13 protein-coding genes and 1 rRNA gene are annotated in these 12,753 nt (G+C 45.4%); 8 read left to right on the forward strand and 6 right to left on the reverse strand.

Annotated features, from left to right (window positions below):
• Positions 1-3 precede the first annotated feature (3 nt).
• Entirely contained in the window at positions 4-762 is a 759-nt protein-coding gene (locus tag K5Q92_RS16220) for a type II secretion system protein N (protein ID WP_220769971.1), read from the forward strand.
• Between the two features lie 57 nt (positions 763-819).
• On the opposite strand, the gene yrfG is transcribed toward K5Q92_RS16220, so the two are convergent.
• Complete coding sequence (gene yrfG, locus K5Q92_RS16225; protein WP_220769972.1) at positions 820-1,485, reverse strand: GMP/IMP nucleotidase; 666 nt, start codon at positions 1,483-1,485, stop codon at positions 820-822.
• An 87-nt stretch (positions 1,486-1,572) separates the two neighbouring features.
• Here yrfG and nudE point away from each other — a divergent pair, with 87 nt between their 5' ends.
• The 4 genes from nudE to K5Q92_RS16245 are packed head-to-tail and all read left to right on the forward strand — an operon-like array spanning position 1,573 to position 5,114.
• Complete coding sequence (nudE, locus tag K5Q92_RS16230; protein WP_220769973.1) at positions 1,573-2,127, forward strand: ADP compounds hydrolase NudE; 555 nt, start codon at positions 1,573-1,575, stop codon at positions 2,125-2,127.
• Positions 2,128-2,171: 44 nt separating this feature from the next.
• Complete coding sequence (gene cysQ / locus K5Q92_RS16235) at positions 2,172-2,984, forward strand: 3'(2'),5'-bisphosphate nucleotidase CysQ (RefSeq protein ID WP_220769974.1); 813 nt, start codon at positions 2,172-2,174, stop codon at positions 2,982-2,984.
• Positions 2,977-3,438 carry a GNAT family N-acetyltransferase gene (locus K5Q92_RS16240; RefSeq protein ID WP_220769975.1) on the forward strand — a complete coding sequence of 154 codons (462 nt, stop codon included), beginning with the start codon at positions 2,977-2,979 and terminating at the stop codon, positions 3,436-3,438. The genes cysQ and K5Q92_RS16240 overlap by 8 nt, the downstream gene beginning before the upstream one ends.
• Before the next feature lie 5 nt (positions 3,439-3,443).
• Positions 3,444-5,114 (forward strand): MFS transporter, encoded by a 1,671-nt coding sequence (locus K5Q92_RS16245; protein WP_220769976.1) that lies wholly within the window; start codon positions 3,444-3,446, stop codon positions 5,112-5,114.
• 32 nt (positions 5,115-5,146) lie between these two features.
• On the opposite strand, the gene mnmH is transcribed toward K5Q92_RS16245, so the two are convergent.
• From mnmH to K5Q92_RS16260, 3 genes are all read right to left on the reverse strand, one after another.
• Positions 5,147-6,244 (reverse strand): tRNA 2-selenouridine(34) synthase MnmH, encoded by a 1,098-nt coding sequence (gene mnmH / locus K5Q92_RS16250; protein WP_220769977.1) that lies wholly within the window; start codon positions 6,242-6,244, stop codon positions 5,147-5,149.
• Positions 6,244-7,284 carry a selenide, water dikinase SelD gene (selD, locus tag K5Q92_RS16255; RefSeq protein ID WP_220769978.1) on the reverse strand — a complete coding sequence of 347 codons (1,041 nt, stop codon included), beginning with the start codon at positions 7,282-7,284 and terminating at the stop codon, positions 6,244-6,246. Before selD ends, mnmH begins: the two co-directional genes overlap by 1 nt.
• Positions 7,285-7,474: 190 nt before the next feature.
• Positions 7,475-8,581, reverse strand: coding sequence for a fatty acid desaturase (locus K5Q92_RS16260; RefSeq protein ID WP_220769979.1), 1,107 nt, complete (start codon positions 8,579-8,581; stop codon positions 7,475-7,477).
• 139 nt (positions 8,582-8,720) lie between these two features.
• On the opposite strand from K5Q92_RS16260, the gene fabR reads away from it, so the two are divergent.
• Positions 8,721-9,335: an HTH-type transcriptional repressor FabR gene (gene fabR, locus K5Q92_RS16265; RefSeq protein WP_202723586.1), complete on the forward strand. Its 615-nt coding sequence runs from the start codon at positions 8,721-8,723 to the stop codon at positions 9,333-9,335.
• Between the two features lie 67 nt (positions 9,336-9,402).
• On the opposite strand, the gene trmA is transcribed toward fabR, so the two are convergent.
• Positions 9,403-10,500, reverse strand: a complete 1,098-nt coding sequence (gene trmA, locus K5Q92_RS16270) for a tRNA (uridine(54)-C5)-methyltransferase TrmA (protein WP_220769980.1) — start codon at positions 10,498-10,500, stop codon at positions 9,403-9,405.
• A 186-nt stretch (positions 10,501-10,686) separates the two neighbouring features.
• On the opposite strand from trmA, the gene murI reads away from it, so the two are divergent.
• Complete coding sequence (gene murI, locus K5Q92_RS16275) at positions 10,687-11,505, forward strand: glutamate racemase (RefSeq protein ID WP_220769981.1); 819 nt, start codon at positions 10,687-10,689, stop codon at positions 11,503-11,505.
• Between the two features lie 10 nt (positions 11,506-11,515).
• Here the strand turns inward: murI and K5Q92_RS16280 are convergent, their stop codons facing one another.
• A complete protein-coding gene (locus tag K5Q92_RS16280; protein ID WP_220769982.1) occupies positions 11,516-11,974 on the reverse strand; it encodes an RNA-binding protein in 459 nt (152 codons plus the stop codon).
• A 697-nt stretch (positions 11,975-12,671) separates the two neighbouring features.
• Here K5Q92_RS16280 and K5Q92_RS16285 point away from each other — a divergent pair.
• Positions 12,672-12,753 (forward strand): 16S ribosomal RNA (locus K5Q92_RS16285); the annotation flags it as partial.

The raw sequence follows: 12,753 nt of genomic DNA on the forward strand, positions 1-12,753 counted from the left end.
GTAGTGAAATTAGCAAAAAAGATAGCCCTTGGCTTTCTGGTTTATTTGATTTTTTTAGTGGTGTTATTTCCGGCCAGTGTTGCAGTTAAATTGGCGCCCATTCCGAAAAATATCAGCATCAGCGGTGTGAGTGGCACAATCTGGGCGGGCAGCATAGATATGTTGAGCGTGCAGCAGCGCCAAGTGGAGATGATAAGCTGGGATCTTAATGTTTGGTCATTACTGACGGGCACAGTTAAGGCCGATGTGGTTATAGGTAGCAGAGCCAGTGCGGTAAACGGTAAAGGAACCGTGGCCTATTCGTTAAGTGGATTAGACGTTAGCGGTTTAAGGTTTGAGGCGCCGAGTAGCTTCCTGTTAGGACGTACTAACTTACCTTTTAGAACTAAAGTTAATGGCGACTTAAGCGTATTGGTCGATAACTTTGAACAGGGCTTACCTTGGTGTGAACAGCTATCGGGTAAGCTATTCTTGAATCAAGTCAATGTCACTAACCAGTTTGGCAAATACCCGTTAGGTGATATCGCCCTAGGTCTAGCTTGTTTAGATGGCAAAGTTGAACTGACTACAGATGAAAAGCTTAATGCTTTAGGCCTCGATGGTAATATCGTATTAGCTGATAACAAGATGGTGCAAGTGAACGCGAAAATTCGTGAAGTGAACACTCAGCCAGATGATCTGAAGAAAGCACTGTCTTTCTTAGGCAAGAAAGACAGTCAAGGTTATTACCCGATAACCTATCAGGGGCGTTTGCCTATCTAGTAGGTTCAGGTTATTCAATCAAGAAGGCGCTTAATTAGCGCCTTTTTTGTGTTATTACTATGGGTTAATAAGCTCATCTAACAGGTGGTGATAATCTTCAATGGCTGGGAAGTCATCGAATATCTTGTTAGGTTTCTGGCTATCTGGATTAGCGATGCCTAACTGGTAGCCAACGCCTGCGAGTCTTGCAGCCTGAAGTATGGCTTCGTTATCATCTATAAATAGGCAGCGACTTGGGTCGAGTTTGAATTGCTGAAATAGATGCTGCCAAAAAAGCGGATGTTCTTTTGGGTAGCCAGTTTCGTGGCTGGAGATCATATGATCTAGGCCTAAGCTCAAGTCTGTGTGCTCCAGCTTCAGCGCAAGATTCTTAGGGTGGGCATTGGTGACTAAGATCCGCGATTTATTGGCCTCTTTTAGGGCATTAAGGAAAGGCATGCTGTCTTGGCGCAGCTGGATCCGCTCAACTAACTTGCGATGCAACGCCATAATATCTAGCCCCATCTGCTGCTGCCAGTAATCGAGACAATACCAGTCTAAGGTGCCCTCGACATTGGCATAACATTGTTCAACCCATTCGCTCGCTTCTTGCACCGATATAGCCCGCTCTTGGCTCAACTCCTGTGGGATAAGCTTTAACCAGAAGTGGTTGTCAAAATGCAGGTCGAGCAAGGTGCCGTCCATATCGAGTAGAACGGTATCAATTTCATTCCATGGAAACATAGATTAGTGATCCTAGAAAAATCATGTTGTAGATTGGGAGAACAATAGTAAGATTATACTTGAATTGGCAGCCGTCCCGAGACCCGTATGACGAAAAAGAATGACAAGCCTGAGATTTTGCACGCAGAAGTGGTTGCAACAAGCCGACTGTTTCAAATAGAGCAGGTGCACCTGAGGTTTTCTAATCAAGTCGAGCGTCATTATGAGCGCATGAAGGGCAATAATCGGGGAGCGATAATGGTTGTGCCGGTTTTAAATCGAGAGCAGCTACTATTGGGCCGAGAGTATGCTGCAGGCACACATAGCTATGAGCTTGGCTTTCCTAAGGGATTGATCGATCCCGGCGAAGAGGCTCATGAGGCTGCTAATCGAGAGTTACAAGAAGAGATAGGTTTTGGGGCTAGAAAGTTGACTCACTTGATGGAGTTAAGTTTAGCACCGGGCTATTTTGCTAGTAAGATGCAGATATTTTTAGCCGAAGATCTTTATGAGAGCCGCCTAGAAGGTGATGAGCCAGAGCCTATCGATTTGGTAACCTGGCCGTTAGCCAAATGGCAAGATCTGCTCGAAGAGGAAGATTTTTCCGAATCTCGTAGTGTAAGTGCTTTATTTTTAGCGTTAAAACATCTACAACTAAGTTAGTCATAGTCGACGCAGGTCATGGGTATTAGGCTGTTGGAGTAGTTATGAAGCCAGAGAGTTATGTAGATCAAGTCATTGAAATCGCCACGTTAGCGGGTAAGAAGATCCGTGAAATTTATCTGCAAGGTGATTTTGAGCGCGAGATTAAATCTGATAATACCCCTGTTACCTCTGCCGATCTTGCCGCCCATGAGGTCATTACCACAGCGTTAAAGGCATTGACGCCAGATATCCCGGTTCTGTCAGAAGAAGATGCCGAGATCCCTTTTTCTGAGCGTTGTGATTGGCAACGTTATTGGTTAGTCGATCCGCTCGATGGCACTGGCGAATTTATTGCGGGTAGTGGTGATTTCTCGGTCATTATTGCCTTAGTTGAGCATAACCGTCCCATTCTTGGTGTGGTATATGCGCCAATGACAGAGGTCTGTTACTACGGTATCGCTGGTTTAGGCTCTTATAAGCGCAAAGACGGTGCAGAAGTGCGTATTTGCAGTAAACAGCTAACGAGCGAGACCTCGGATTCACTGCGCTTAGCGGTAAGTCGTCGTCAAGATCCCCAGTCTGTGATTAAACTCTTTAATCAGAGTAAGCACTGTGAATTAGTGGTGCTCGGTGGTGCCGCACTTAAGAGCTGCCTGATTGCCGAAGGACGGGCCGATTGCTATGTGCGTATTGGCCCTACCGGTGAGTGGGATACTGGCGCAGCGCAGATCATCGTTGAGGAAGCGGGCGGGCAGATCATGGATCTTAACCTGCAACCACTGAGCTACAATGAACGCGAAAGCCTAGAGAACCCGAACTTTATTGTGGTTGGATCGCCAGCTCTTGAGTGGGATCAAATTTTAGTTAATGAATGATTTAATTGAGTTAAGTGTTGCTACAAAGCAAGACTTAAAAGCGGTCGACGCGCTCGAACAGCAATGTTTCGCTGGACATTGCTACCCTGATTTTTTCTTTCGACAGGCATTAGACTGTTGGCCCGATAGTTTTTTGGTGGCTAAAGATGGTGACGCTAAGGTTATCGGTTATCTACTGGCATCCAATAGTGCTAAAGCTGATATCGCTTGGATTTTGTCGATAGCAGTATCGGACAGTGCACGTGGCAAGGGCATTGGGACTAGGCTTATCTCGCAACTATTAGCCACACTTCCTCCAGAGGTTAATCAGATCAATCTGACTGTAGATCCTGACAATCCTGCTAAGGCGTTATATCTGCGTAGTGGTTTTACCGAGAATGGCTTCGAGGCCGATTACTTTGGTGAAGGTGAGCCTAGGCTGTTGATGAGTTATTTCAAACAGGAACACAACTAAGGTCGATGTTATTTAGCCGACGTTTCTTACCTTACTTCGTGACTCAATGCCTAGGTGCATTGAATGACAACGTATTTAAGAACGTATTGCTACTGTTAGTGAGCTACTCACAGGTCGATGAGTTACCTATAGATGTCCACCTATTTGTAAACTTGGCCGCAGGCTTATTTATTCTGCCTTTCCTGCTATTTTCTGCTCATGCGGGACAGGTGGCAGACAGTGTCGATAAAGCATTGTTGATTCGTCGGCTTAAGGTTTTCGAGCTGGTGATTATGTCGGTGGCGATATTTGCCATCATCAGTCACAGTTATCTAGTGATGTTGCTACTGCTTTTTTTGACCGGTGTACAATCAGCCTACTTTGGCCCGGTAAAGTACTCCCTATTACCAAGAGTGCTGCGCGACAGCGAGCTGGTTTCCGGTAATGCGTGGGTCGAGATGGGCACTTTCTTGGCTATTTTGGCAGGTACGATTTCAGCCGGGATGATCGTTGCTAGTGACTACGCGACTTACTGGGCTGCGGCCACGGTATTCTGCTTGGCATTAATAGGTATGACTGCCAGTTGGTTTATCCCGAGCATTCCTGCTCATTCAGATGTTAAGCCGCGCTTTGCTATAGTTTCAGCCACCTTGGCCAATATTAAAAAGGTGCGTCAATCTCCCGAGATCTGGACCGCTATCTTAGCCATTAGTTGGTTTTGGTTTGTCGGCGCGACTTATCTCACTCAGTTTCCAAACTTTGCTCGCATCACGTTAAACTCGGATCCCACCGTTGTATCGCTACTCTTGCTGTTGTTTTCGGTGGGGATCGGTGCAGGTTCTTTCATCTGTGAACGCTTGTCTTGTCGACAGGTCGAGCTGGGGATAATGCCTTTGGGATTGATGCTATTAGCCATTGTAGGCATAGATCTCTACTTTGCACTACCTGCCAAGTTCGATGTTGAGACGCTTTATAGCCTGCAAGGCTTCATTGCAGAGACGGGTCACTATCGTCTTATGTTTGATCTGTTTATGATCGGCGTTGGCGGTGGTTTGTTTATCGTGCCGTTATACACCTATATCCAGGCGCGTGCGAAAGAGGGAGAGTGCGCGCAGGCGATAGCCAGTAATAATATTATCAATGCCCTGTTTATGGTGAGTTCAGCTATTTTTGCCATGCTGGCACTCAACGTGTTGCAGTGGCCGATAGAGAAGCTGTTTTTGCTCTTGGCGAGCGCTAACATCGTGGTGCTGGTTTACCTACTCTGGCGTTGGCCGGAATTACTATTGAGTGTTATTAGCTACTTCATTCGTAGGGTAAGGTTCACCACTAAGCTGCTTGATACTGATGAGCTGCATAAGTCTCCTAGGTTGTTAGTGGTGGTTGAGCAGGCAACTTGGCGTGACTTGATGATGATCTTAGGAAGTTTTAGCCATCCAGTCTTATTTGCGCCGGAGATTTATCGAAAAGTAGCTAATCATGGCTTGGTCAGCTGGGCGTTATCTAAGTTGACTTGGCATGCTGGCCGTCATGTTGATATTGATTGCGTCATTTGCGTGGATAAGACCTCAGTGGTTGAGTTTAAAGCCCGTGCTGAATTTGCAGACTTTAATGTTGTACTGATTAAATTTGATGCCGTTGAGGCAAAGGTGCAGAAGATAGAAATAACCCCATTAGCAATCGAGGCGACAGACTAACGGGGTTGGCTTAAACGTTGTTCAGGTTGGTATTACTGGTTATCTAGCCACTGATGCATTGCATCGTGATCACCTTTGAAGATGATACGGTCGGCCTTTTTATCTATTTGATACTGATACATAGGGTCGTAGTATTTAGTCAGCAGTCGTTCGATCCAAGCTAAGTGAGCACTGGTATCGTTTTGGTTGGATTGCAGGCTTAGGGCGTGAGTGATCATTGCTTGCAGTTCGTCATGTTGCTTACCACCCAAGCGTTTCTTGATCCCTGCAATGCTCTGGGCTAAATACTGGGAAAATGCCTCAAAGCCCGCTTCTTCGCCGAGTCTTTCGCGGTAACCGCTATGCATCTTGTGTACGTACTCATTGAGCAGGCGTGCCAGTCTTGCATCTAAATTCTCTTCGAGTACCAATACATTCGCGGCCTGCATTCCAGCATAAAAAGCTTGTGGTAGCGCCGAGCGGCCGATGAGATAGCTCTCATCTTCCAGTAGTAGATGTTTGGCATTACTATCTTGGTGCTTCAACAATGCGACCGCCAAAGAGTTTTCAAAGTTGATTTGGCTTGGTTGCCCTTCATGGTAACGGCCAAAGCTTGAGCCTCGATGGTGAGCTAGCCCCTCTAAATCCACCGCTTCTTTTCGCTTTAGCAGGAAATCGGTTTTACCGCTGCCAGTGATCCCGCTCAGAATCAGCATTGGCTTAACGTTTGGCGCCTCATCGATGGTTTCGATGAGGAACTGACGCATGGCTTTATAGCCGCCTTCGATAAAAGGAATATCTAACCCAGCTTCCTTAAGCCATTGCTGGGTTAGCTGTGAGCGCAGACCACCGCGAAAACAGTAGAGATAGCCATTTGGGTTGTCGTTAAAAAAACGCAGCCAAGCATCGACTCTCTGCTGTTTGATTTCACCGTTAACCAAAGAGTGTCCTAGTTCTATGGCTGCAGCTTGTCCTTGCTCCTTGTAGCAAGTACCGACTAGCCTGCGCTCCTCGTCCTCCATTAGAGGACGGTTCACGCTGGCTGGAAAGGCGCCTTTCACAAACTCTACTGGTGCGCGCGTATCCATAATAGGATGATCGCTGACGAGTATTCGACGATATTCGCTGGCACGCACTTTGTTGAGTGACATTAAATTAGCTCCACGGTCATAGCTGGATTTTTTGTAACTAGCTGGCCGATGCAAACGGGTTCAATATCATTTTCAGCAAGTAAACTTTGTAGCGCGGCCTCGCCTTCTGTAGATACGGCAATCAATAGGCCACCGCTGGTTTGTGGATCACAGATAATCGCTTTTTGTTCATCGGTTAGTGTAGGTAAGTGCTCACCATAACTGTCGAAGTTTCTGTGAGTGCCACCAGGAATGCAGCCGAGTTCTAAGTAATGACGCGCATTTGGCAGTAATGGTAGTAGGCTTACATCTAATTTGGCACTTAAATTTGCACCATGGCACATCTCTAGGAGATGACCTGCTAAACCAAACCCTGTGACATCTGTTAGCGCATTCACTTGTGGGATCTTAGCTATTTTAGGGCCAAGAATATTCAGCTGACACATGGCTTCGGCTGCAGTGTTTAGATCTGTTTCGGCAAGCTTCTTCTGCTTCTGTGCGGTAGTTAAAATACCAATACCGAGAGGCTTAGTGATATAAAGCTTGTCTCCTGCCTTAGCGGTGTCGTTTTGCTTGAGCTCGTCCAATGGGATCTGACCAGTTACTGCTAGACCAAAAATAGGCTCTGGCGAGTCGATGCTGTGACCTCCGGCTAGCATTATGCCTGCATCGGCACAGGCTTTACGGCCACCATCGACAACTTGTTGAGCCACTTCAGCAGGCAGCTTGTTTACTGGCCAACCTAAAATTGCAATAGCCATCATAGGTGTGCCACCCATGGCGTAGATATCGCTGATGGCGTTTGTCGCAGCGATGCGGCCAAAGGTAAATGGATCATCGACGATTGGCATAAAGAAATCGGTGGTACTGATAATGCCTGTGGTTTCGTTGAGCTTATAGACGGCGGCATCATCGCGAGTCTGGTTACCCACCAGTAAATTTGGATCGTCAAATACAGGTAGCTGAGTGGCGAGTATGGTGCCGAGCACTTTTGGTGAAATTTTGCAGCCACAACCCGCGCCGTGACTATACTCGGTAAGTTTGATTTCTGAATCTGACATGAGCTTAAAACGCCCTGAAAATAGTAAGTAGCCGATCATAATAGACCCATAATCTAGGGACTTCAATCGACCTCAACCACAAGTTGAGACTTGAATCTTATCATCGGTGGCAATATTTATTCGGAATGGGAAAACCTGACCCGTAGAAACAACAAAGCCGCTCAGTCGCGGCTTTGTATCTATGGTGAGCTTAGCTAAAACTTGCGGTCAAACTATGCCAGCTTTTCTGTTGCTGCTTGAAACGTAGTTTTAGCTCTTTCACCTGGCTAAGCAGTTGCTTGTCTGCCAGTTGTTTGCGTTTGGCTTCAAGCAATGCTTTCTTAGCGTCGTAATAATCAGCTAAGTGCGCCTTCAACGTTTCATATTCCGCTTGTAACTTCTCTATTAACTCTTCGCTATTTGGGAGGTGAGCCACCTTACTTTGAGTGCGTTTTAGCTGCATCTGCAAGCGAGCATATTCGATACGATCTTGTGGCACGACTCGGCGACTATCGGCTAGTCCCATCCAGGCTAAGCTGTTAATCAACCATTTGGTTGGATCGTACTGCCACCAATGGATGCCGTTACGGTAGTCATTCTCAAAGATATGATGGTAGTTATGGTAGCCCTCACCATAGGTTAGCAGTGCTAGGAAGCCGTTATCGCGAGCGGTATTTTTATCTGTATAAGGTTGCGAGCCCCAAATATGTGCCAATGAATTGATGAAAAAAGTACAGTGGTGAACGACAACCAAGCGCAGTAATCCAGCTAATAGCAGCATGCCTAATATGTCTCCGTTTAACCAACCCAGTAGGATGGGTAAACCAAAGTTCATTATGAGCAGAAGTGGTAAGTAGTACTTGTGTTGCCACATGACGATTTTGTCATTTTGAAGATCGCGAACATTTTTATAGTCATGGTAACGCTGGGCCTGATACTCACGTAGCATCCAACCTATATGGCTGTACCAAAAACCCATTTTAGCTGAATAGGGGTCTTTGTCGTTGTTATCGACATGCTTATGGTGTACTCGGTGGTCTGAAGACCAGTGTAATGCGCTGTTTTGCAGAGCTAGCGCGCCACCTAGGGCGTAGAGGAATCGTACTGAAGCATGGGCTTTATAGGTACGGTGAGACCAGAGCCTGTGGTATCCGCCTGTAATCGATAGGCCACTTGCAAAGGCGAGCACTACAAAGGCAACCCATTCGATGGCGTCAAAGCCATGGGTGATACCATACCAGGGAACAAAAATCGCTGCGCAGACAAAGGTGATGCTAAACAGGCTCACATTCATCCAGATGATGGGAGGTTTTTTCATTATATTTATAATCTCAAGTTGAGCGTACATCTGTACGCTAATTTAACTTGGATAGTGATCTGGGTCAAGTTTGTTGATGCTGCGTTTTGTGTTAAAAAGCGGTATTATTCAAGGAATAATTTTTGTAAGTAGGTTCAAGATGGGCATTAGAGCACAACAAAAAGAGAAAACGCGACGGGCACTTGTCGATGCGGCATTTAGTCAGCTCAGTGCTGAGCGTAGCTTTTCTAGCCTGAGTTTGCGTGAGGTTGCACGTGAAGCGAATATTGCTCCGACATCTTTTTATCGCCACTTTAAGGATATGAATGAGCTAGGCTTAACCATGGTGGATGAAGGTGGCCTTACGCTGAGACAGATGATGCGTAAAGGACGCCAACGAGCAGAAGCCGGTGGCAGTGTTATTCGGATTTCCGTAGAAACCTTTATGGAAGTGCTTGAGTCTAACCCAAACGTATTTCGGATATTATTGCACGAACGTTCAGGTACATCGGCCCCCTTTAGAGGTGCGGTTGCCCGTGAAATCGAACATTTTATTTCTGAGTTAGCCCATTACACCGAAGCGACAGCTAACCGGTCACCGGAACTCGCCCATGCGCAAGCAGAGGCACTAGTGACTCTTGTATTTAACGCTGGAGCTGCCGCACTCGATATGAAGCGCGCCGATCGTAAAATCCTGGCAGACCGTTTAGTTATTCAGTTGCATATGATTGCAAAAGGGGCTGAAGCGCTACAACACAAGAAAGAGCAGAAGTAATTTAATCATATAGATAAAAAACGGCACCCATAAGGGTGCCGTTTTTTATTTTGGTTTAACTCTAGGCTTATCGCTTCTCTAAGAAAACACCCGATTCCATATGATCGGTATAAGGGAACTGATCGAATAAGGCAAAACGAGTGATCTTATGGGTCTTGCTCAGTTCACCTAAGTTATCGATTAAGGTGTGTGGGTTGCATGAGATATAAACAATGCGCTCATAACCTTGTACTAGCTTAACTGTATCGGCATCTAGACCTGCACGCGGAGGATCGACAAAGATGGTATTACAGTTATAGCTATCTAAATCGATACCTTCTAAACGTCTAAAGCTGCGCTTCTTTGCCAAGGCTTCGGTAAAGTCTTCAGCTGACATACGGATAATCTGCAGATTTTCGACTTGGTTAACTTTAATATTGTATTGCGCAGACTCGACTGAAGGCTTGGCCAGTTCAGTTGCCAATACGCGCTCAAAGTTTTGTGCCAAAGCAATAGAGAAGTTACCGTTACCGCAATAAAGCTCTAGTAGATCGCCTTTACTGTTTTTAGTGACATCGATAGCCCACTCCAACATCTTTATAGAAACTTTACCGTTAGGCTGTGTAAAGCTGTTCTCTATTTGATGGTACTGTAGCTGTTTGCCTGCAACATTGAGAGACTCTACTACGAAATCTTTATCTAACACGATTTTTTGCTTACGGGCGCGACCAATCAAGTTCATATTGAATTGGGTGCTAAGTGTTTGTTTAAGGATTTTCGCCTGCTGTTCCCATTCGCTGTCGAGTTGCTTGTGATAAAGCAGAGACACCAAGATCTCACCACTTAATGTCGATAGGAAGTCGATTTGAAATAAGCGGTGGCGCAAGATAGTGTTCGGCTTTAATAGTTCAACTAGAGCCGGCATCATCTTGTTGATAAGTTCACTCGCAGGCAGGAACTGATCGCAACGAACTTTACTATTGAGCTCTTTATCGAACATATAGTAGTAGAGATCTTCACCTTCATGCCAAACTCTAAACTCAGCACGCATGCGGTAGTGGGCGGGCTCGGAGCTAAATGTCTCCAATTCAGGGGTATCAAAATCAGCAAATAACTGCTTTAACTTGACGCACTTTGCTTCGAGTTGCACATCATAGGTTGTAGGATCCATTGCTGCTAAATTCATATCTTGATCACCGTTGGCATTAATTAGGGGCGGAATATTATACTAGATAGCTGGGATGTCCAGTTTCTCACTTCCGATTTTACTTAGCTTATGGGAAAATTCTAAAGCAATATAGCCACTCCTGCTGCCTAGAGGGGCTAACTGTAGTCTCTTTTAATGTCACTTTACTCTATAGCGGAGCATACTTTGTCTGGACCTATTGTTATTTTTGACTCAGGGATCGGTGGGTTATCCATCTTTGATGAGATCAGAAAAGTATTACCCACTCAAGAGTGTTGCTACCTATTTGACAATGCTCGTTTGCCCTATGGTGAGTTAGAGGAGTCAGTCCTTATTCAAGGCTGTGTTGAGCTTATTTGTGAGCAAGCCTTGAGAATTGGTGCCGAACTTGTGGTTGTAGCCTGTAACTCAGCTAGCACCTTAGTGTTGCCAGCCTTACGAGCACAGCTTTCCATTCCGGTTGTAGGGGTGGTTCCGGCAATCAAGCCTGCTGCTAAATTATCGCAAGCAAGGCATATAGGGTTGCTTGCAACACCGGGAACGATAAAACGCTCCTATACAAGGGAGCTAATTGAACAGTTTGCCGGTGGCTGTAAAGTCGACCTATTTGGGTCATCTGAACTTGTGATGCTTGCTGAGGCAAAGCTAGCAGGAGAGAAGCTCGACTTTAAACTACTTGAAGCGCAGCTTAAGCCTATAAAGGAATCATCCTTAGATACCTTAGTCCTAGGTTGTACTCATTTCCCTATATTAGCGCCAGAGATGCAGCAGATCTTAGGTGACGGGGTGACGCTACTCGACTCTGGTGCCGCTATTGCACAAAGGGTGGCATATTTGCTCAATGAGCTACCACAGGTTAGGGGGGACGAAAGAGCTGGCAACAATAGACAAAAGACTTTAACGGCTATTTATACTACAGAAGAAATTTCGGCGGGGTTAACAACCAGACTAGCTGAAAAAGGATTCACAACAATTGTGTCTCGCTCTTCAGCCAATCTAGGTTAGTTATATATCTTTATGCGTTGTTATCACTTTTATCTGAGTCTTGTGATTTAGCTTCACGGACTTTTAATGTTCTTTCCTGGAAGTCGAACTCATTTAGTTTAGCCATAGCTTTTTTAGCGCCGGCTTCAGACATTTCAATAAATCCGAATCCTTTACGGCGTCCAGTCTTGCGGTCACGAACCAAACGCACCGAGTTTACTGGACCAAACTCACTAAATAATGATTTCACTTCACCTTCATGGACACGATAAGGAAGATTGCCTACATATAGTGTCATTGTTGGACCGCTATATGGTTCGTTGCTGTTAGTTGTAGAGGCAGGCGTTTTTGATTGAAGAGAAAAAATAACGCTTGCGATGATAGCACCAGTAAAGAAAGCTATGGCGCCGTTTAGATCTGGTGCAATCTGGAAAATGGCTAATGCACCTATAATGGCTACCGCCAATACGATCAAGAATGACTTCTGCATAAATATAATCTCTAAAGAATAAATGAATTGATAACTAACTGTTAATAACCTGCATATGGTAATGAATTATTAGCCAATACTCTAGTGTGTTGCTGAAAAAATGAACTTTATCTGAGGTGTGTCAGAAAAATGGTGAAGTTATGGGCAGGAAAAGTTGAATAAATAGCCGGAAAACACCTTGCTGATGAAAACTTGGGCATGCAGGTGATTTCTTTATAAAAAGCGCTTGCGCTCTTTTCGAATCTCCCTATAATGCGACCCCACTGACACGGCGCAGCAGGCAGCACGCCTAGCAAGCAGAGTTAGTGAGTTAGCTTCTTCGGGAGGGTAACTCTGGTGACAACCGCTTTAAGAGCTTCGGGTAGCGACTTCTGACTAAGAAATCACCGCTTGAAAAACTTCTTAAAATAAGCGCTTGACGCCGACACTGGAGAGTGTAGAATACGCCTCCTCAGCCAAACGACCTAAGCGTCTAAGGCGAAGTCTGAAAGATGACTTCACGCTCTTTAACAATATGACAAGCAAATCTGTGTGGACACTCACAGGTGTTGAGTTAATCGAAATTACATCTTAGATGTAATCAAAATTTTTCTCGATGAACCACTGAGTGACCATAGCAATATGTAAACTTCATTAGCCTTAAGGTTGATGAAAAACAGTATAATTCATTGAGCAGGTCTTCGGACCATCAAAACTTTAATTGAAGAGTTTGATCATGGCTCAGATTGAACGCTGGCGGCAGGCCTAACACATGCAAGTCGAGCGGTAACACAAGGGAG

Source organism: Shewanella sp. MBTL60-007, from assembly GCF_019654915.1.
Lineage (GTDB): Bacteria > Pseudomonadota > Gammaproteobacteria > Enterobacterales > Shewanellaceae > Shewanella.

Excerpts from the sequence above, each read along its gene's own strand:
- yrfG (WP_220769972.1), bottom strand. The coding sequence starts at position 1,485 with ATGTTTCCATGGAATGAAATTGATACCGTTCTACTCGATATGGACGGC.
- nudE (WP_220769973.1), top strand. The coding sequence starts at position 1,573 with ATGACGAAAAAGAATGACAAGCCTGAGATTTTGCACGCAGAAGTGGTT.
- cysQ (WP_220769974.1), top strand. The coding sequence starts at position 2,172 with ATGAAGCCAGAGAGTTATGTAGATCAAGTCATTGAAATCGCCACGTTA.
- K5Q92_RS16240 (WP_220769975.1), top strand. The coding sequence starts at position 2,977 with ATGAATGATTTAATTGAGTTAAGTGTTGCTACAAAGCAAGACTTAAAA.
- K5Q92_RS16245 (WP_220769976.1), top strand. The coding sequence starts at position 3,444 with ATGTTATTTAGCCGACGTTTCTTACCTTACTTCGTGACTCAATGCCTA.
- mnmH (WP_220769977.1), bottom strand. The coding sequence starts at position 6,244 with ATGTCACTCAACAAAGTGCGTGCCAGCGAATATCGTCGAATACTCGTC.
- selD (WP_220769978.1), bottom strand. The coding sequence starts at position 7,284 with ATGTCAGATTCAGAAATCAAACTTACCGAGTATAGTCACGGCGCGGGT.
- K5Q92_RS16260 (WP_220769979.1), bottom strand. The coding sequence starts at position 8,581 with ATGAAAAAACCTCCCATCATCTGGATGAATGTGAGCCTGTTTAGCATC.
- fabR (WP_202723586.1), top strand. The coding sequence starts at position 8,721 with ATGGGCATTAGAGCACAACAAAAAGAGAAAACGCGACGGGCACTTGTC.
- trmA (WP_220769980.1), bottom strand. The coding sequence starts at position 10,500 with ATGAATTTAGCAGCAATGGATCCTACAACCTATGATGTGCAACTCGAA.
- K5Q92_RS16280 (WP_220769982.1), bottom strand. The coding sequence starts at position 11,974 with ATGCAGAAGTCATTCTTGATCGTATTGGCGGTAGCCATTATAGGTGCA.